The organism is Micromonospora sp. H61 (assembly GCF_018070325.1).
GTDB classification, from domain to species: Bacteria; Actinomycetota; Actinomycetes; order Mycobacteriales; family Micromonosporaceae; genus Micromonospora; species Micromonospora salmantinae.
Genome location: NZ_JAGPXY010000001.1, coordinates 264,303 through 283,227, shown reverse-complemented (window position 1 = coordinate 283,227; position 18,925 = coordinate 264,303). Strand labels below are relative to the sequence as shown.

General features: G+C 69.6%; 14 protein-coding genes. 8 read left to right on the top strand and 6 right to left on the bottom strand.

Annotated elements, in window-relative coordinates; genetic code table 11:
- Nucleotides 1–38: 38 nt before the first annotated feature.
- Complete coding sequence (locus tag KBX08_RS01155; RefSeq protein WP_210780629.1) at nt 39–650, bottom strand: STAS domain-containing protein; 612 nt, start codon at nt 648–650, stop codon at nt 39–41.
- A gap of 152 nt (nt 651–802) precedes the next feature.
- A complete protein-coding gene (locus KBX08_RS01150) occupies nt 803–1,219 on the bottom strand; it encodes an STAS domain-containing protein (RefSeq protein ID WP_210780628.1) in 417 nt (138 codons plus the stop codon).
- A gap of 154 nt (nt 1,220–1,373) precedes the next feature.
- On the opposite strand from KBX08_RS01150, the gene KBX08_RS01145 reads away from it, so the two are divergent.
- Genes KBX08_RS01145 through KBX08_RS01135 form a run of 3 tightly spaced genes read left to right on the top strand, consistent with a single transcriptional unit; the run spans nt 1,374 to nt 3,975 of the window.
- Complete coding sequence (locus tag KBX08_RS01145; protein ID WP_210780627.1) at nt 1,374–2,063, top strand: response regulator transcription factor; 690 nt, start codon at nt 1,374–1,376, stop codon at nt 2,061–2,063.
- Entirely contained in the window at nt 2,060–3,415 is a 1,356-nt protein-coding gene (locus KBX08_RS01140; RefSeq protein ID WP_210780626.1) for a cell wall metabolism sensor histidine kinase WalK, read from the top strand. The genes KBX08_RS01145 and KBX08_RS01140 overlap by 4 nt, the downstream gene beginning before the upstream one ends.
- Entirely contained in the window at nt 3,412–3,975 is a 564-nt protein-coding gene (locus tag KBX08_RS01135; RefSeq protein WP_210780625.1) for a GerMN domain-containing protein, read from the top strand. Before KBX08_RS01140 ends, KBX08_RS01135 begins: the two co-directional genes overlap by 4 nt.
- A gap of 240 nt (nt 3,976–4,215) precedes the next feature.
- Here the strand turns inward: KBX08_RS01135 and KBX08_RS01130 are convergent, their stop codons facing one another.
- From KBX08_RS01130 to KBX08_RS01120, 3 genes are all read right to left on the bottom strand, one after another.
- Nucleotides 4,216–5,400: a low temperature requirement protein A gene (locus tag KBX08_RS01130; protein WP_210780624.1), complete on the bottom strand. Its 1,185-nt coding sequence runs from the start codon at nt 5,398–5,400 to the stop codon at nt 4,216–4,218.
- A 389-nt stretch (nt 5,401–5,789) separates the two neighbouring features.
- Nucleotides 5,790–11,156, bottom strand: coding sequence for a hypothetical protein (locus KBX08_RS01125; RefSeq protein ID WP_210780623.1), 5,367 nt, complete (start codon nt 11,154–11,156; stop codon nt 5,790–5,792).
- A 285-nt stretch (nt 11,157–11,441) separates the two neighbouring features.
- Nucleotides 11,442–12,206, bottom strand: a complete 765-nt coding sequence (locus KBX08_RS01120) for a hypothetical protein (protein ID WP_210780622.1) — start codon at nt 12,204–12,206, stop codon at nt 11,442–11,444.
- A 392-nt stretch (nt 12,207–12,598) separates the two neighbouring features.
- Here KBX08_RS01120 and KBX08_RS01115 point away from each other — a divergent pair, with 392 nt between their 5' ends.
- From KBX08_RS01115 to KBX08_RS01100, 4 genes are all read left to right on the top strand, one after another.
- Nucleotides 12,599–13,174: a carboxymuconolactone decarboxylase family protein gene (locus tag KBX08_RS01115; RefSeq protein ID WP_210780713.1), complete on the top strand. Its 576-nt coding sequence runs from the start codon at nt 12,599–12,601 to the stop codon at nt 13,172–13,174.
- A gap of 91 nt (nt 13,175–13,265) precedes the next feature.
- Nucleotides 13,266–14,429 carry a M20/M25/M40 family metallo-hydrolase gene (locus KBX08_RS01110; RefSeq protein ID WP_210780621.1) on the top strand — a complete coding sequence of 388 codons (1,164 nt, stop codon included), beginning with the start codon at nt 13,266–13,268 and terminating at the stop codon, nt 14,427–14,429.
- A gap of 48 nt (nt 14,430–14,477) precedes the next feature.
- Nucleotides 14,478–15,629: a glutamate--cysteine ligase gene (locus KBX08_RS01105; RefSeq protein WP_210780620.1), complete on the top strand. Its 1,152-nt coding sequence runs from the start codon at nt 14,478–14,480 to the stop codon at nt 15,627–15,629.
- 146 nt (nt 15,630–15,775) lie between these two features.
- Nucleotides 15,776–16,390: a nitroreductase family protein gene (locus tag KBX08_RS01100; RefSeq protein WP_238684297.1), complete on the top strand. Its 615-nt coding sequence runs from the start codon at nt 15,776–15,778 to the stop codon at nt 16,388–16,390.
- Here the strand turns inward: KBX08_RS01100 and KBX08_RS01095 are convergent.
- Nucleotides 16,374–17,918, bottom strand: coding sequence for an NAD(P)-binding domain-containing protein (locus KBX08_RS01095; protein WP_210780619.1), 1,545 nt, complete (start codon nt 17,916–17,918; stop codon nt 16,374–16,376). The two genes, KBX08_RS01100 and KBX08_RS01095, sit on opposite strands and share 17 nt — an antisense overlap.
- 215 nt (nt 17,919–18,133) lie before the next feature.
- Between KBX08_RS01095 and KBX08_RS01090 the strand changes: the two genes are divergently transcribed.
- Complete coding sequence (locus KBX08_RS01090; protein WP_210780618.1) at nt 18,134–18,904, top strand: FkbM family methyltransferase; 771 nt, start codon at nt 18,134–18,136, stop codon at nt 18,902–18,904.
- Nucleotides 18,905–18,925 lie beyond the last annotated feature (21 nt).

The following is an 18,925-nucleotide window of genomic DNA, read 5'->3' as shown; positions in this document are numbered from 1 at the left end:
AGTGCTACGACAACTGAGGGCCGGTTCTCGAGATTCGATCAATAACGCGTGGCGGCGGTGGCGGTTGGCCGTTCCGACACCGACCCGTTGGACAGTTGGGCGAGGGCGTCTTCGCGGCTGTCGAAAATGGGGAAGGCTCCGTCCAGGCGCATCGTGTGCAGGACGGTGCGGATGAACCGCGACGGCGCGGCCAGACAGAGTGTGGCCCCACGATCTCGGGCTTCGCGGTGGGCGCGGACGAGGTGACCGAGGCCGGTGGAGTCGATGAGGTGTACTCGGCTCAGGTCGACCACGACGTGCCCGCCCATGTCGGCTGCGTGCCGCAGGGCGGTGCGCAGGGTGTCCCCGGTGTCGAGATCGACGTCACCGCCGGCGGCGACAACGGTCACGTCGTCGAGGTGGTCGATGCCGAGGATCCCGCCAGGACCGTGGTCGCCGCACGACGCGTTGCCGCCACCAGGGAGCGGCAGGAGGCTGCAGTGTGGGCAGCGGTGCGGGCCGGTAGCGAAGGGGGAACCGCTCCATCCCTGTTCGGACACCAGGGTCCAGACGACCTCGGCATCGGGGAGCACACACGCGGTGGCCGTGACGGTGTCGCCGCAGGTGTCGCAGATCAGGGTCATCAGGTGGTCGTCCGGGACAACGGTCATTCTGCTGGTCCTTCCTGGGGCCATGTCCACCGATGGGGTGGGACACGGCGATCGTGCAGAGCTGATGCGGAGGCCCGGCTCTCGAGCGCGACGTTTCCTGCGCTGACAGCCGTTGCGCCCGATGGTGGGCAGGGAAGCCCGCTGGGCGGTCGTCAGTGAGCGACTTTTACCGAGGCGCGACCATGAGCGACCAGCGTCGGCTGGGTGCGGGTGGGTGCCTGCATGCCCGGCGGGGTGCCGGGCAGCGACGATGGGGCGGTGTCGACGACCGGCAGGATCTGGTCCAGGCGGGCGGCGTGCAGGATGCGCCGGATGCGCGGGTTCGGATCGCGGACGGTGAGGACCGCGTCGGCACGGGCCAACCGCCGGTGCACATCGAGCAGGAGGCCGATGGCAGCGGCGTCGATGTGCCGGCACCCAGACAGGTCGACCACCACCTGTGCGGGATGCAGGGCGAGCAGGCGGTCGAACACGGCTCCGGTCGCCGGCAGGCAGGCGAGGTTGAACTCGGTGACGCGCACCTCGACCAGCGGCAGCGTGCATGGCGTAGTTGCCAGTGGCCCTGTCACAGGCACACCCCTCTCCCTCGCGGATCCGGTCGCCTGTCACCCTGCCGGGCGGGTTTGGCGGCCACCACGCGGATCTGTGACAGTTCCGTGACAAATCAGCCAACCGGCCGCCACGGTTGGCCTCCGAGCCGGTCGGCTGGGGATGATGCCGGGTATGACGGCCGTACTGGTGATCGAGGACGACGACCGCATCCGATTGGCGTTGTTGCTCGCACTGGAGGACGAGGGTTACGACGCGGTGGGCGCGGCCACGGCCGAGGAGGGGCTGCGCGCTCAGCGCCGCGACCCCGCCGACTACGTGCTGGTCGACCTGATGCTGCCCGGTCTCGACGGCTTCGAATGCATTCGGCAGCTGCGCCGTGACGACGATGTCCCGATCGTGGTGGTCAGCGCCCGCGACGACACCCACGACATTGTCGCCGCCCTGGAGGCCGGCGCCGACGACTACGTCGTCAAGCCGGTGGCGATCAAGGAACTGACCGCTCGGCTGCGCGCCCTGCGTCGCCGGGCCCGTAGCGGCGTCGCGGGGCACACGCCGGAGCCGGTGCCAGTGCTCGTGGTCGGCGAGCTGGAGATAAGCCCTGACGGGGGAGAGGTGCGCAGAGCCGGCCAACCCGTACCGGTCACCCGTACCGAGTTCCGGCTGCTCTGTGAGCTGGCCGAGCACACCGGTCGGGTGCTGTCCCGCCAGCAACTGCTCGAACGAGTATGGGGGTACGACAGCGGCGACGAACGGCTCGTCGACGTGCACGTCGGCCGTCTGCGGCAGAAGATCGAATCAGACCCGGCGAACCCCCGGTACCTGGTCACCCTGCGGGGCCTGGGCTACAAGCTGCAACGATGAGACGCCTCGGACTGCGTACCCGGGTGACAGCCGCGTTTGCCGTCGGCGCGCTCCTGCTCTCGGCGTCGATGGCCCTGATCTCCTACGAGTTGACCCGCCGGTCCCTGCTCGACGAGCGGGAACGCACCGCCCTGCGCGCGGCCTACTTCGACGCTACGGTCGTCCGCGCCGGCCTCGACACCGACACCCCCGATGTGGTGGAGGTGCTTCGTTCGCTGGACACGGGCGGGAGTCGGCGGCCGGTGCTGCATCTGGACGGCGAGTGGTATGCCCGTACCGCCGACCCCAGCACCACCGCTGCCATCCCGGTTGAGCTGCGTCGGGTCGTCGCGGCCGGCGAGCCCGCGGTGCAGCGGGTACGCGTCGACGGCCAATCCGTCCTGGTCGTCGGGGTGCCCCTGTCCTCGTCCGCGACGTACTTCGAGGTCAACTCGCTCCGGGAACTGGAACAGACGTTCCAGGTCCTGGCGCTCGCGCTGACCACCGTCGCGATCATGGTCGCCGGCTCCGGCGCGGCCCTCGGCTGGTACGCCACCCGACACGGGCTGCGGCCGCTGACGGCTGTGGCCGACGCAGCCGAGAAGATCGCCGCCGGTGACTTCACCGCCCGCCTCGACCCCGCCACCGACCCCGACCTCACCCGCCTCTCCTCCTCGTTCAACCAGATGGTCGACCAGTTGGTCCGCCGCATCGAACGGGACCGGCGCTTCGCCGCCGACGTCAGCCACGAACTGCGTTCCCCGTTGCAGACTCTCGCCGCGGCGGCCAGCGTCCTGGCCCGCCGTCGGGAACACCAGGACGAACGAACCGCCATCGCGGCCGGGCTCGTCGCCGACGAGATCGACCGTTTCCAGCGGCTCGTCAATGACCTGATCGACCTGGCCCGCAGTGACCAGCCCGCCCACCGGGGCCCCGTGGACGTCGTAGGGCTGGCCCGCGATGCCTGCCGCGCCCTCGACCTGCCCACGACGCTCGTCCATCTCGCACCCGACGTACCGGCGACGTGGCTGGTCGAGCGGCGCCGGGTCGCGCAGGTCCTGGCGAACCTGCTCGACAACGCGGTGACCTACGGAGGCGCTCCCGCAGGCGTCCGGCTGGGCCGCGACGGTAGCGCCGGCATCATCGAGGTCGAGGACGACGGACCCGGCGTGCCCGTCGAGGACCGCGAGGCGATCTTCGACCGTTTCGTCCGGGGGCGAGCAGCTCACACCCGCGGCATCGGCGACGGCACAGGGCTCGGACTCGCGCTGGTCGCGCAGCACGCCGCAGCACACGCCGGACACGTCACCGTCGGTGACCGGCCCGGCGGAGGCGCCTGCTTCCGTGTCACCCTGCCGGAGAGCTTGCCATGAACCATCGTCATCTCGCTGTGATGGCGCTTGCCGCACTGCTGACAAGCTGCAGCATCCCCACCGACGATGCCCCTCGCGTAGTGCAGGCACCACAAGGGCCATTTCAGAGTTCCGCGCCCGCCGACACCAGCGCACCAGTTGGCCCTGCCGCCGAAACACTCTGCTTTGTCCGCGACAACCGCATCATCTCTTTCGTCCGGCGCGTCGAGCGGCCACCAACGATCGAGGACCAACTGCGGCATCTGCTGGCCGGGCCCACCGCCGCCGAACGCGCTACCGACTTGACCAGCGCGCTGCCGGGAGCGGTCAACGCCGCCGGTGTCACAGTGACCGGTACCCAGGCCCGCGTTGGGGTCGACGAACCCGGCGACGACGCCGGCCGCAGCGACGAGGTCCTCGCCTTCGGGCAAATCGTTTGTACCCTCACCAGCCGTGACGACGTCACCACCGTCACGTTTGCCCGCGAGGGCCGACCTCTGAGGGTGCCGCGCGCAGACGGTTCTCTGTCCGACCAGCCCCTCACTCGCGCCGATTTCGCACCACTGATCACCCCCCGTTGACCTTCATCTCTACTGCGCCTGGATTCGCGAACACTTCTCATCAGTCCACTTCGGCAGTTGGCTACTCTCGGCCGGCGCCGTCATCCTGCTGCCTCTGCTCGCCGAGCTGCTGATGCTGCCCCTGGGCTCTGTCTTCGCAGGTTCACCACCGACGGAGTGGCGCGGCGATGGTGACGGTTGTGTGGTCTGAGGTCCCGGTCTTGTCGTAGCGGGTTGCGGCGCTGCTTCAGTCGGACGGCGTCATTCGCGCACCACGGGGCCCTCGTCCACGTGACCCGGGTCGTCACGTATTTCGCCCACCGTCACGCGTTCCCCGATCAGCGGGTGACGGTGCATGATCATCCCTTCGAGCACGCTCACTCCGGCAACCACCGCGAACAGGGTCGTCAGGGCGGCCAGGGCCGGCACCAGGGGTGCTAGCGGCATCAGAACCAGGCAGAGCACACTCGCGCCGATCCGTCGTCGCGCGATTTGTCGGTGGATTCGCCAGTGGGTGTAGGCGAAGGTGCCGAGGAAGAGCGCGGCGCCACCGAAGAGCACAGTCCCCTCGCCGGCACGAAGCGGCTCGAGGGGTTCCGTCACTACCTCGGACAGGCCAACGGCAACCGTGATGATCGCGAAACTGAATAGCAGGTGCCCGTAGACCATCACGGAGCGGCGGATATCTGCCTGCTGCTCGCTCCGGTCCACCGCGAGCCGGAAGGCCCGGACACCGTAGATGAAGTACGCCCACCAGAGTGCGCAGACCAGCGAGTAGGAGAGGCAGATGGCGGCCACCCGGGCGAGGGTCAGCGACTCGTCCACGGCCACCATTCCGACCTGGATCACCGACTCGCCGAGCACGAGGATGATCAGAAGTCCGTAACGGTGGGTGTAATGCAGTGGCCGGACCCTGACCTTATCCAGCGTCCGTCGACTGATCGTGGTACCGATCAAATCGACGAGGACCGCGATCGACCAGAGCACTATTCGCGTCGTACCGTGCAGCAGGCCACCCGCCAGTTGCAGCGGACCGGCCACCAGCCCCGACCCGTAGGGGCGAAAGACCGGGGACCGCCAGCCACCTGGGGTGCGCAAGGCCAGCGCCGCCAGCAGTACCCGCATCGCCAGGTAAACACCGACGAACAGCAGGCCCCGATCCCCAAAGGCACCGGGAACCGTCAGAGCCAGCAGCAGACTGCCGAGCCCGAGGGCGAAAACGCCAGCCCGATCCAGCGCGTTGCCGACATCGCGTTGGTCGGTATAGATCGTGGTGCCAGCCCACGCCCAATAGATGGTCACGAACAGGAGCAGGACCCGGCCGATCCCCGCCCAACTGTGGTCCTCGTGCAGCATGTGGGAGAACTGGGTGAGCGCGAACACGAAGGCCAGGTCGAAGAAGAGTTCTTCCCAGATAACCCCCTTCTCGGGAGGTGAGGTCGGCATTCGACCACGATATCGACGATCAAGCCGGGAAGATCCGGCTTCACTACAAGCGCCAGGGCCTCAACCCTGGGACCGATTCGTCAACTCACGTTAAAGGCGACGCAAACGGGCCCTAGCCCTGAGAGGTTCGGACCTGTGAGGCCATCATCTGGCAGCGTTTCCTACCGCCCGGGGTGGTGACCAGGCTGAGGGACCACCGGCGCGCGGTGATCGGGCGCGGCGGCGATCAGTGGGGTGGACGCCGCTCCTCAGTCGATGTCGATCGTGCGGACGTCGGTATATCTCTTTCGCGAACGTCTATCTCAACGGCGCTATACGCCGCACGGCGGTAGCCCGGGCCGGCCGCCGTCACGGATCGGCAAGGCCAGCGTGCGCGGACGGGCGACCGGTCATCGCTGACGGCCGATGCTGTCGATCCTGCTGCGCAGCGCACCGATGATCGCCGCGTGAACCGGGTGCATCGCCTCCTGCTCGTCCACCGACAGCAGGTTCCCGGCTGCCGCCCGACGTAATGCCGTGGCGAGTGGCGCCCCGTTCGGCTTCGTCGCCAATTCGCCCAGGATCGGTTCGCATGCCGTTCGTTCCCGCAGCTTGCCGGTGTAGGCGGCCGCCACCGCGGCGATCGCCGTCTCGTGGTCCGCGACGACCTGGTCCAGGCTGAACAGCTCGGCTACCGGGATCCGGTACGCGGCTCGCACCGCATCGGCGACCGCCGCCGCGGCCCGGCTCGGAGTGCCGATTACCTGGGTGACGAGTTCCCTGAACCGTACGCCGGGCACCTCCTCCACGACGGCGACGATGCTATCCAGGGTGGGAACGGCCCGGGTGCCGTCCGGCTGGTACAGGTGCGGTGCCACGTGCCGGACTGTCAAGGCGGCGGAGGCTTCCTGACCGTCCAGGCTGCAGACGACCGCCGAAGCGAGCAGATGCGACGCCTTGGCGGTCGGCGTCCTGGCTGGTCCGTCACCACTCGCGAAGTAGTAGTGCTCGACAGCGATCAGTGGAAGGCTGTCCATCCCTTTGTACGCGTCGGCCAGCGCCTGCCGACGCCACGGCGCCTCCGGTGCCAGCGTTGTCGCGGCCCGATCCAATGCCACGTCGAACCGCGCCCGAGTCTCCGCGTCCAGGTTGTCCGAGAGCACCGCTCGTATCTCGTCGTACATCTCTCCGATCTCGGCGATGCGTCGAAGAGGGCTCAGCAGCGTGACCCGGTCAAGCTTGTGCAGGGCGAGCTCGACCCGACCCACGCCGCGCAACTGCATGTTCGCCGCGAGATCGTCGTGAAATCCGACTGCCAACTCCCAGTCCCGCAGTGCGACTGCGGCAAGCAAGCCAAGAGTCAGCAGCTGGTCTCGCACCGTCGACGGGTTCACCGGGTCGGTGCGGCTGGGCAGGTTCGGCTCGCCCCGCAACTCACTGCGTAGCGGTGCCAGCTCCGCGAGGACCTCCTCCCAACGACACAGGTCGTTGAGGAGCTGCAACCGCCGCCCGAGATCGAATCGCTGGCTCCACGACCCGAATCCGGCCCGCCGGCGATGCGCGATGGCCTGATCGGCGTACGGCAGCGCCTCGGTGAATTGCTTCCGGACGCGCAGCAGGCCGCTGAGCTCCGCCGCCCGCAGACCCGCCCGTACGTGATCGTCAGCGTCCACCGCGGCGCGGTAGTCCACCTCGGTAAGGGCCAACCGATCCTCATCCGGGCGGGCCCGCACATTGTCCCGCCACCGAATCGTCTCCAGCACTCGGCGGACGACGGCGGCATCGGCCGGATGAAGCTCGGCGAACAGGGCAGCATCGTCGCGCTCGCCGCCGACCACCTGACGGATCGCCGTGGCTAGCCCGCCAGCGTCAGTTCCCTGCTTTATCGGCTGCAGGATCGCGGTGAGCTGCCGGTTCGCCCGCGCATCTCCCGTCGCCGCCATGGCGATCATCGGCATCAGACCCTCCCAGCGCAGCAGGTTGCCGGTCAGGTCGAAGCCCTGCTCCTCGGCGGCGCGCCGGACGTCACCGAGCAGCCCGTCGAAATGTTCCTCGGCCCGGCTACGACACTGCTCCGACGCCTCGGCCCCGCGAAAGACGCGGTCCCGTTCCGCCGGATCGGCGGCGAGCAGCGCGTGGACCACCTGTAGGAAGCGCACGCCGTCGACGCGTTCGACCCGGGCCGCCAGCGCCGCGAGGTCCGCCGGTAGCCGGCTCTGCCCGTACGTGTGCAGATCGGCGGCGACCGGGTGCAGGAACGCGGTCACCAGGGCCGACCCGGTGATCCGGGTCAACAGCGCGGCGGCCAGGTGGTGGCCGAGCTGTCCGGCCGGATCGGTGCCGAGTTTCCCGAGATGGTTGCCGAGCATCTGGTGTCCAGCGGCCAGGTCGGCGGCGAGCGGATGCCGGTAGCCCAGCCGCAGCGCGGTCTGTTCCAGGGCCACCGCCTCGGTCAGGTTGCCCTGCTTCGCGGCGAGCAGGGCCCGGGCGCCGATCGCCCGGGACAGGTTCAGCTCGGCGCCATGCTCGTCGAAGACCCGCTGGCAGTACGTCAGCACCTTCTGTGCCTCGTCGAAGCGACCAAGTTGGATCAGTGCGTGAGCGTCGTTGAACCAGAAGAACGCGACCTCCGCCTCGGCCGCACCGCGTCGTTGAACGCTGTCGAGCAGAAGCTGGTTGTGGTCGAGCGCGACCTGCCACAGCTCCAGGGTGAGAGCGGCGCTCACCGCGAGGCTGCGGGCCGCTTGCCGAACGAGCCACGCCACCTCGCCTTCCGGCGGCCCGTCGGGGGCGGTCGGCTCGGTCGACATGGTCCGCAGCTCGTCGAGGAGTTTGGTCACCTCGGTCAGTGCGTGCCCGGCCTGGCCGCTCTCGTGCATCACGTGCAGCCGCGTCACCCGGGCTCCGGCCCGTCTCCATGGGCCCGCGCGCTCAACCAACTGCTCATGTCGCTCGGCCAGCTCCAACGCTTCGGTGAGGCGTCCCTGCTGGTGCAACTGGTTGGTCAAGGCGCCGGCGGCGACCGCTGCCACCTCCTCATCAGGTGCGGACAATGCCTGCCGCAACAGCCGTTCCGCCTCGACCGGGTCCAGGGGTTGCAGCGCCATAGCGACGACCAGGTCCGCTCCGGGAATGGCGGGATCCAGGGCAGCGGCGTAGGAGAGGGCGATCCGCGCGGTCCGCGGACTGGTGTCGCGGACCAGCGCCGCGCCGAGGCATCCGGCCGCGCGCGCGAAGCTTGACTGCCGGAGCAGGTACGGCACCGCCGCGAGAAACGCGCCGACCACCACCGAGGTGCTTTCCCGGTCGCCGCGCTCTTCCTGCGTCCGGGCGACCTGCTGCCAGGCGTTGGCGAGAACGAGGTCCACCGCGCTGGCGACCTGCGCCGACGTGTCGGCCCGCACCGTTGCGGCGACGGTCGGGTGCAGCTCGTACCGGATCACGTCGGTGCCGCCCGCCAGGTCGGCACCGGGCGGCACCGACGTGCCGGCGAGGGTCCGCCGCTGCGTCAACGCGGCAGCGACGAGCACCGACAACATCGCGTCGCTCGGTGGGGCCTCGCCCGGCCGCCCGGCTGCCCCCCACAGATCGGCCCAGGCCACGCGGAGGGTGCCGGGGAGACGGTGTGCCGGCTCGATGGCCGCGAGCATCTGCAGCATCAGCAACGCCGCCGGATCGAGCCGCCACGTCGTTTCACGGGTCCAGCCCGTCAACGTCTCGCCGAGCCACTGCGCGCCGCCGGCCGGCTGGCTGGTCACCTGGAGCAGTCGGGCCAGCTCCGCCGGCTCGACCGCCGCGGCGTCGGCCAGCTCCAGCAGCCTTGGATGACCCTGCGCGGCGGCCAGCGCGGCAGTCACCAGCGACCGGTCCAGCCGGTACGTCAGATCGTCTGTCGCCGCCGCGGCGTCTGGAGCGGCTGAGCTGGCAGGGTCGTCGATGTGTAGCAGCCGCCGAAGGTTGGGCAGTTGCCGGACCAGGGCCCCCGCCTCGGTGTCGGACAGCGGTTCGACGGTTATCTGGCGTACCCCGGCACCGGCGGGTGCGGCCGGCGGGATCCGGCTGGTAACCAGCAGCCGGGTCGGTCCCGGGCGGGCGGCGAGCATGGTGAGTAGGTCCGACCAACGTCGATCACGCCAGCGCCCGTCCGCATCCAGGAGCGACTCGGCATTGTCCAGCACGAGCAGGGTCCGGTGCCGGTCGCACCGGTCGAGCAGTTCGGCGGCAACCGTTACCCACCCGTTTCGATCGTCGGCCGCAACGAGGGGGGCGGCGATGTCGTTGCCGACACCACAATCGACGGCTTCGACGAAGGCAACCACCGTGTCCTGCTGGTCGACGTCCCGCTCGGGAGCGGACCAGAACACCACCCGGTCGAAATCGGCCCGATGCCGGTGCGCGAGTTCCACCACGCAGGCCGTCTTGCCCACCGCCGCCATCCCGGTCAGGACGATGACCGGAATGCCGCCGTCCGGTCGCAGCCCGGCCCCCGCGACCGTCATCACCTGCTCCCGCCCGACGAACCGGTCCGGCGCCGCGGGCGTGGAACCAGCCGACGATGGCCTCGACGGTGAGGTGGACCCCGTCAGCGGGTCGGCGGCGAACGGCTCTGCACTCGCCCGCGCGGTCGGCAGGTCCGCTCTGACCACGGTGACCTCGTCCGAACCGATCAGCACCGGCGCTGCCAGCGACAGCGCCGGCCGGGCCGCAGACACGCCCGCCGCGGCGACCTCTCGGATCGCCTGTGCCGCTGCCGTGCCGACATCCAATCCGTCGTTGATAAGGCCGGTGTAGAAGGTGATGGCCAAGTCGCCGGCGACATCGTCGGTCACCGGGTAGCGCATGGCCATGACTGTGCAACCCAGCTCACGTGCCAGCCGCACCCCCAGACTGGCCGGCGCGGCGGCGATTTCCGTCACCTGAGTTGCGGGCTCGTCGAGATCCACCCAGCGCGGTGGCGCGGCCGCTGACTCGCACGCCGAGACGAACACCAGCCGCAGCCGGCCACTGCCCGGGCGGAGTAAGTCCACCAGGGACGTGGCGTCGATCTCGTCCGGTGTTCCGCCCGGACCTTCCAGCAGCAACCTGCTCTGCCGACCGTGACCGGACAGGTGCAGCACGTCGGGGCCACCGTCGCGTTCCATCCGGTCGGCGAGCACCTCGCGGGTCACGCCCCACTGAACGATCTCCACATCGACCGTGCGGTTCAGCCGGCGGATCAGGCTGGTCAGCTGCTGCCGCTCCGAGCGCAACCGCAACGCGGTCGTCCCGGTCGGCAGGCTGAACACCGCCAGAAGCCGGAGACCGGTAGCCGTTGGCGTCTTCGCGGGGGTGCTGTCGGCGGTGACCGTGAAGGACACCTGCACCCTTTCGCTCCTCGCCAGTGGGATGCCGTCCAGGTGAGCCAGTTCCAAGGGGAGCGCGGTCAGAAACGTCGCCTCAGCCACCCTGATCCGCAGGCGCACCGGGGCGTGTCCGCCGAGCTCCGCCATGATCGCCGGCCCAAGGACCTCCAGCGCGATGAACCCGCCGAGTCGCGTCACAACCTCGGCTGCACTTGCCACCCGCCGGTCCGGTTCCGCGCGCCAGCTCAGGTAGGCGTGCAGGTCGGTTAGGGCTGCAACCTCCCAGCGCCGCCGGTCGAGCGTGACGGCGTGTTCGGCGAGCTGCCGGCCGGTGCCCGGGTCGACCAGCACCCATCGCCAGTGCAGCGGATCAAGCACATCGACAGCGCACAGGTCCAACCGTCGTACCGACGTCTGCCGGGCGGTGCCAACCATGGCCTCATCCCATCGCTGAAAGGGAGGTTGTCGGGTGAACGGTGTACCTCCACACTGGCACGGTGACCGAAGAGGAACCCACCCGTGACTGGCCACCGGAACAGCCCAGTCGGTGTCCCATCTGTCAGGTCCCGCCGGAGGCCAGACACCTTGACACCTGCCGGTTCACCGGCATCTGGCAGGGAGGAACCGAGCGAGGTAGGTAACGCGGTGGCACCCGGATGACCTGCTGTGACGCCGCCTCGGCGCAATCGGCGGTGATCCACCGGATATCGCCGGGTCGGGTCAGCCAGCCAGCTGTGGTGTCGGATCTCCGTCAGCGGCCCGACCGCCGCCAGGCGGATCCGCCGGCCCGGGACGCGGATGCTCGGTAAGGTCCGGCTCCTGCGGAGGGACCGGGGGATCCGGCGGGGCGATCCAGCGGACCATCTGGTTGAGCCAGCGCACCGGGCGGCGGCGATCCGCATCCGCGGCCCACCACCGTGCCCACCAACGAGGACGACGCCAGGCGATCAGGATCGCAACGGTCTCCACCACGCAACCCCACCCGAGTACGGCGATAGCGGCCCACCGCGTACCGGTCAGGTGCTGTGGATCGGCCGGCACCAGGAGGACTGCCGCGCCACTCAGCAGAAACAGCACCCCCAGGTTGTAGTGGCGGCGGGCCCGGCCGATCCAAAACCGCCACGCGGCCTGGTGACGTCGCAACTCCCACTGGACGACACGACGCCGCTGCAGATCTGCGGCGTCCGGATACCAGGCGAGAGCTTCGCTCGGTGTCACCGAATAGCCACGAGCGCGGGCGTGTGACTGGACCGCCCGCAACAGCAGGATGAGCGCCGCTCCGAACAGCAGCAGGGACAGGCTCGGCCACCTCAGGGCATTCTCGATCTGCAGCACCAGGCCGAGCAGCGTGACCGCTGCCGCCGCCAGCAGAGGTGCCGCTATCCCGCCCAACCCGTCAGCAGCCTGGTAGACGCCGTAGGGATTCGGAGGAGCCGCTTCGTAGCTGGCGGTATCCGTACGTGGTCCCTGGGGCTCGGTCGCCATCGGATCATCGTGCCAGCCGGCCGCCACAGGAGGACGAGCGGTGAGCTCGTCGACCACCGCCAACGTGGCGCTCCCACCTCACGTCCGCTGAGATCGACTGCAGCGCGGCACCGTCTGCGTTTCAGGCTGGTGGTCCAGCCGCGAAGTGGCGCTGCATTCGGCGTCTGGCGTGCGCGCTGCTCCTGGCTCTCCCGCAGCAGCCATGAGGCGTCCTCCGCGGGAACGCGCGCTCGTCAGTGGAACAGAGCACGATTGAAGAAGCGCGCCCGGCGGACGGAATGAGATCGTGGCGGCGCGACGCGGCGGCGGCGCCATCCGGGGCGCCGGCAGTCGTCTTCGGCACGAGCGCCGCCCGACCGGCCCACGACTCACGGCTGAGAGGCATGACCACCATGGCGCACATCGATCTGGGGATCGACGAGAAGCAGCTTCCCGGCATATCCGGTCCGATGCGGTACCGCCCGGAGACAGCGAAGCCGCTCAACGATCTGGCCGAGGTGCTGCTGCGCGCCCCTCACTCGCTCCCGGCCGGCGAGCGCGAGCTGATCGCGGCGTACGTCTCCGGGCGCAACGAGTGCACCTTCTGCTGCGCGTCGCACTCGGCGTTCGCCGCGGCACAGCTCGACGAGGGCATGACCCTCGTCGACCAGGTGCGCGCCGACCTCGACAGCGCCCCGATCTCGGCCAAACTGCGGGCGCTGCTGCGCATCGCCGGCGCGGTGCAGATCAGCGGCCGACACGTCACCACGGAGTTGGTCGCCAACGCCCGCGCGGAGGGCGCCAGCGACCTGGAGATCCACGACACCGTCCTGATCGCCGCGGCGTTCTGCATGTTCAACCGGTACGTCGACGGGCTCGGCACCTTCGCGCCCGAGGGGCAGGACGCCTACGCCGAGTCCACACGTCGGATCGTCGAGTTCGGCTACGGATCGGCCGTCCCGCAGCCGGCGGGTGAACCGGCTGCCTGAGCACGAACAAGGGTGACCACAGCCCGATCCCCCTGCGATGGTCGACGGACACGCCTGGCCAGGCCCGTCACCCGTGAGGTTGGAGGGATCGATGGACCATCCACGCCGTCTGCTCGACGCCGCGACGCAGCTCAAAGCAGACATGGTCGACCGGCTGGGCACGCTCGTCGCGTCCGAGTCGGCACCGGGCTCGCTGCCCCATCTCGAGTCCTGTGCCGACCTGCTCACCCGATGGGGTGAGGAAGCTCTCGGCCGGCCCGCCCGGCGGGTCGTGATCGACGGCCTGCCGCACCTGCTGTGGCCGGCCGCCAGCCAGCGGGTGCTGCTCCTCGGCCACTTCGACACGGTCTTCCCGGTGGGCACGATCCGGTCCCGGCCCTTCACCGTCCGCAACGGCGTCGCGACCGGACCCGGCGTGTGCGACATGAAGGGTGGCATCGTGCAGATGTTCACGGCACTGCGCCTGGTCGAGGACACCTCGGCGGTCGGCGTGCTGCTCACCTGCGACGAGGAGTCCGGGTCCGTCACGTCACGGCCACTGATCGAGCGTGAGGCGCGGCGCTCGGGTGCGGTTCTCGTCTGCGAGGCGGCCACTCCGGACGGGCACGTGAAGGTGGCCAGGAAGGGCGGCTCGGTGTACCGCCTCACGGTCCGGGGTCGCGCCGCCCACGCAGGCGTCGAACCACGACGCGGGGTCAACGCCACGGTCGAGGTCGCCCACCAGGTCCTCACGCTGGGTGCGCTCGGCGCGGCGGACAGCGGTGGCACCTCGGTCACGCCGACCCTGCTCTCCGCCGGCACCACGACGAACACGGTGCCCGAACGCGCCAGCCTGGCCGTCGACGTCCGGGCCTGGACCAGGGACGAACTCGAACGTGTGGATCACGCCATCCGCGGGCTGGTGCCGTTCCTGCCCGAGGCGACGCTGGCCGTGCAGGGCGGGATCAACCGCTACCCGATGTCGCCCGAGCTGGCGCGGCCGCTCCTGGAACTGGCCCAGTCGACCGCCCGCCAGCTTGGCATCCCGGACCTCGTCGGTGCGCACGCCGCCGGCGCGTCCGACGGCAACTTCACCGCCGCGCTGGGCGTACCGACCCTCGACGGCCTGGGCGCGGTCGGCGGCGGAGCACACGCTGCCGACGAGTACGTCTGTGTCGACCGGATGCCGGAGCGCACTGCGCTTCTGGCCGGACTCGTCGACGTGCTGTCCACCATGGAGCGCTTCGGACCGCAACCCATCGACGACATCCCATAGTCTGGCTCAGCGCCGGCGAACGACCGGCAGCGAGGGGTCGGCGTCGGTATGACTACGGGACAGCGCTCGGGATCGTCCATTCCCCTGCTCGGAGTCGAGGAGGAGTTCCTCGTCGTCGACGTCGACCGGGGTGAGGTCGTGCCGGAGGCGGCCACGGTCGTCGACCGCGCGCGTCCGGCCCTCGGCACCCGGGTGGGTGGCGAGATCACCAAGCTTCAGGTCGAGACCCGCACCGACCCGTGCCGGAGCCTGGACGCACTGAGCGCGCAGCTCGTCGAAGGTCGAGCCGTCGTCCAGGCCGCAGCGTTGTCGGCAGGTCTGCGGGTGATCGCGAGCGGCTCGCCGGTACTCGGCAGTGCCGTGCCGCCGCCCATCACCGAAGGGCCGCGCCAGGATCGCGGCACCGCCACCTTCCGTGGGTTGCACGACGAGCTGGCGATCTGCGCCGTCCACGTTCACGTGGAGGAGCCCGACCGGGACCGCGCCGTGCTGATCGGCAACCACCTGCGCCAGCACCTGCCGGTGTTTCTCGCCCTCACCGCCAACTCGCCCTACTGGTCCGAGCGCGACACCGGATACGCGAGTTGGCGCAGCGTCACATGGGGGCGGTGGCCGGTGGCCGGCGCGCCTCCGTTGCTGAGGTCCGCGCAGCAGTACGACGACCACGTGGACATGCTGCTGGAGGTGGGCGCACTGGTCGACCGGGGCACCATCTTCTGGGATCTCCGCCTGTCGACGAACCACCCGACCCTCGAGGTGCGGGTGGCCGACGTGCCCGTCACCGCCGCCGAGTCCGCGGCACTGGCCGCCCTGGTGCGGGCGCTGGTGGTCGTCGCCGGTGAGGCCGTCGACCGGGGCGACGAGGGACCGGAACTTGTCCCCGAGCTGATGCGGCTCGCGTACTGGCGTGCCGCCCGCGACGGGATGGGCGGGCACGGCGTCGACGTCGTCACCGGCCGGCTGCTGCCCGCCGCGGCGCTCGCCGGTCGGCTGGTCGAGCTCGCCCGGCCGGCGCTGCACGAGGCGGGCGACTGCGAGCGGGTCGAGGACTGGCTGACACACCTCGCCACGAACGGCGACGGAGCGACCCGCCAGCGGGCGGCCGCGGCACTGCGCGGCCGCCTGACCGACGTGGTCGATGAGATCGCCAACCGGACCGCCCCGAACGTGCCTTCTCCTGAAGACAGCACGAAGGCGTAACACCGAACCGCCGACCTCGGAAATGCTGGGGGAACCGGACGCCGCGGCCGGCTGGCCCTGCCACGGCACCCGGCACACCTGATCAGTGGAGGCCACAGGTGACCGAGGCAGACCTGCAATCCAGGGTTCCGATCCAGCACAGCCGTATGAGGCCGGCGGACATGGTGCGCGAGGCGGAGGCGTTCGCGGAACGGATGGCGCGGCGCCGTTCCGTGCGAGAGTTCGCCACCGACCCCGTCCCCGACGGGGTGATCGAGGCCGCGATCCGGGCCGCTTCGACCGCACCCAGTGGTGCCAATGTCCAGCCGTGGCGGTTCGTCGTCCTGACCGACCCGGCCCGCAAGCGCCGGTTGCGCGAGGCGGCAGAGGCCGAGGAACGTGCGTTCTACGATCGCCGCGCCTCCCCGGAGTGGCTGGATGCGATTGCCGGGCTCGGCACCGACTGGCGGAAGCCGTTCCTGGAGACCGCACCGGCCGTCATCGTCGTGTTCGAGATACACCAGGGGCCGCACAGCCCGAAGCCGTACTACGTCAAGGAGTCCGTGGGCATCGCCGTCGGTCTGCTGATCACCGCTCTGCACCACTGCGGCCTGGTCACACTGACCCACACGCCCAGCCCGATGCGATTCCTCAACGAGGTGTGTGAGCGGCCGCCGGAGGAGCGCCCGTACGTCGTCATGCCGGTCGGGTATCCCACGCCGGACGCTCACGTCCCGGACCTGACCCGCAAGCCCCTCGACGAGGTCATGATCCGCTGGTGAGGTCTCTGGTCAGGAACTCGACCAACGGCTCGACGTGCCGGTCCGGGCGCCGCCACTCGGCCAGTAGATCCTCCAGCAGGTGCTGCTCGGCGAGCAGTTCCGCTCCTCGGTACCGCCGGATCACCGGGTGGATGAAGGCGCTTTCCCGCGCCCGGTCGGGGGTCGGGTGCCGATCGATGGCGAAGACGTCACCGTAGTCGTCGCGGCCCCACCGTAGTGCGAGCGTGTACCACTGGGTGGCGGACGCGAAACGCTCCACGGCGTAGTCCTCGGGCAGGTCCTCGTAGTGGTGGAAGTCGCCCGTGGCGTCGTCGCGCACGAACACGTCGCAGAGGTATTCGAACTGGGTCCACAGCGCCGAGGACCAGTTCACCCGGTCGAGCATCAGCTTGGCCAGCGACGCGGCGTCCGCAGCCGTCGTCGTGTACGACAACGGCACGTCGTCGTACCGCTCCCGCAGGATCCGCGTCAGGGTGCGGAGGTTGTACCGGAAGCCGTCGATGAACGGCGACGACGCGTGCTTGACGTCCCGGGCCTGGGCGATCGTGCCGGCGAAGTAGAGGTCGTCGATGTTGCTCGACTGCCAGTCGGGACGTAGGCCGGGCATGCGGCCGTCCCGCACCATGTCGGGACGGGACGTCTCGTCGAACACGGTGGTGTCCATCCGGAAGCCGGTGCACCGCACCACCGTGTGGTAGTCGAGCACGGCGGTCTCACCCTCGGCGTGGGTGTACGTGATCGACACCTGGAAGCGCCCGTCGACGGGCCGGATCTCGTCGATCGTGCAGTCGAGCACCGAGTGCAGTGTCTTGAACTGGTAGCTGTCGAGGATCGCGCCGTACTGGCCACGGACGTCGCCGGGGTGTTTGGTGTTCCACGCGAGCCGCAGGGGTTGCCGGCTGGCGAGGTGCACCATCGAGGCCCGGCCGAGGATGGCCGACGCGGTCTCGAAGGCCGAGTTGCCCTTCCCGATGATCAGAACCCGCTGGTCCTCGTACGCCGTGGGGTCGACGACCATGTCCTCGTACCCGATGGCATGTTCGATGCCCTTGATGGCTGGCACGAACGGCTGGCCCCAACCCGTCGCGACGACCAGGCAGCGAGCCCGGAGCTCATCCTGGCCGGTGCGTACGGTGAAACCGTCGCCCGTCCGCGTGATCTGCTCGACCGTCGTGCCGTACCGGACGTTGAGCTGGTGGACCCGTTGGAACTCCGCGAGGTAGCGCACCAGGTCGTCGGCTGCGGGCAGGTACTCCTCGCTGAAGTTCGGAAACAGCAGCTCCGGGGAGTCGTTGAGCAGGGAGTTCCAGTCCCAGCGCAGGCGGATCTCGGGGTCGGTGCTGTCGGTGTGCACCTTGTTCAGCGAGATGAGCCGGCGATGCCGGGGGAACCGCCGGAAGAACCCGCCCGGTTCGGCACCACTTTCGAGCGTCAGGTAATCGGCACCGTGCTGCTGGAGGTAGTAGCTCAGTTGAAGCCCGGCGGGCCCCGCCCCGACGATGACGTACCTGTGCTCGTTGCCGACCATCCTGTGACCCTTCGACGCAGTGATGAGTCCATCGACCATGGAATGGATAGCGGGACGTGTCAATGCTTGACGGCGGTCTGACCCGTTGACGGAGTTTCATGGTCCGACTGGCCACCTGACGCTTCGCGGCGCGGCCTGCGCAACCGGGAAGGTGACCGCGGCGGTGGTCAGCACCCATTCTCAGGTGGTGTCCCCGACCAGCGCGAGGAGTTGATATGGGCCTGATCCGGCGTCGACTGCCCAACGGGCAGGATGTCACCCAGGTCGACGCCGCCGAGGCGGCGTTGCTCTACCGCGAGATCTTCGTCGAGGAGTCCTACCGTCGTCCCGGTGGCGCTCGGCCGACACCCGGTGTCATCTTCGACATCGGCGCCAACATCGGGTTGGCCTCGATGTTCTTCAAGTCCCGTTACCCGGCCGCGTTCATCGTGGCGGCCGAGCCCGGCCCGGACACCTACCGCGCGCTGGAGGAGAACTTCGCGCGGCACGTTCCGGACGGGCTGGCCCGCAACGTCGCGATCACCGCGGCGGACGGGCACGCCCGGTTCGGTTACTACCCGAAGGCCCCCGCGGAGTCCGGGCTGTACACCGAGCAGGACCTCGAGACCGCCCTCGCCAGGAAACTGCTCATCGAGGGCGGTGTCCCGGTACGCGATGCGGAGCACCTGGCCACGTCCCGGCACCAGCTGTCCTATGTGGAATGCGAGACGATGACGTTCTCCCGGCTGTTGCGCGACTCCGGCGCCGAACGGGCGGACCTCGTGAAGATCGACGTCGAGAAGGCCGAGGCCGACGTGATCGCCGGCATCGCCGACGACGACTGGGCGAAGATCGGCGAGCTGGTTGTCGAGGTGCACGACATCGACGGCCGCCTCGGGGACATCGAGGCGTTGCTGCGCCAGCGGGGTTTCGACGTCACCGACACCCAGGAGCGTCGACTCGCCGACACCGACCTGCACCTGACCTTCGCCGTCCGCGCGGTCTGAGAAACCCGTCGAGGAGTCAGC

Bases quoted from the DNA above. Each gene is read 5' to 3' on its own strand.
- KBX08_RS01155 (WP_210780629.1), bottom strand. From the start codon at position 650: ATGACCGTTGTCCCGGACGACCACCTGATGACCCTGATCTGCGACACC.
- KBX08_RS01145 (WP_210780627.1), top strand. From the start codon at position 1,374: ATGACGGCCGTACTGGTGATCGAGGACGACGACCGCATCCGATTGGCG.
- KBX08_RS01140 (WP_210780626.1), top strand. From the start codon at position 2,060: ATGAGACGCCTCGGACTGCGTACCCGGGTGACAGCCGCGTTTGCCGTC.
- KBX08_RS01135 (WP_210780625.1), top strand. From the start codon at position 3,412: ATGAACCATCGTCATCTCGCTGTGATGGCGCTTGCCGCACTGCTGACA.
- KBX08_RS01130 (WP_210780624.1), bottom strand. From the start codon at position 5,400: ATGCCGACCTCACCTCCCGAGAAGGGGGTTATCTGGGAAGAACTCTTC.
- KBX08_RS01125 (WP_210780623.1), bottom strand. From the start codon at position 11,156: ATGGTTGGCACCGCCCGGCAGACGTCGGTACGACGGTTGGACCTGTGC.
- KBX08_RS01120 (WP_210780622.1), bottom strand. From the start codon at position 12,206: ATGGCGACCGAGCCCCAGGGACCACGTACGGATACCGCCAGCTACGAA.
- KBX08_RS01115 (WP_210780713.1), top strand. From the start codon at position 12,599: ATGGCGCACATCGATCTGGGGATCGACGAGAAGCAGCTTCCCGGCATA.
- KBX08_RS01110 (WP_210780621.1), top strand. From the start codon at position 13,266: ATGGACCATCCACGCCGTCTGCTCGACGCCGCGACGCAGCTCAAAGCA.
- KBX08_RS01105 (WP_210780620.1), top strand. From the start codon at position 14,478: ATGACTACGGGACAGCGCTCGGGATCGTCCATTCCCCTGCTCGGAGTC.
- KBX08_RS01100 (WP_238684297.1), top strand. From the start codon at position 15,776: ATGAGGCCGGCGGACATGGTGCGCGAGGCGGAGGCGTTCGCGGAACGG.
- KBX08_RS01095 (WP_210780619.1), bottom strand. From the start codon at position 17,918: ATGGTCGGCAACGAGCACAGGTACGTCATCGTCGGGGCGGGGCCCGCC.
- KBX08_RS01090 (WP_210780618.1), top strand. From the start codon at position 18,134: ATGGGCCTGATCCGGCGTCGACTGCCCAACGGGCAGGATGTCACCCAG.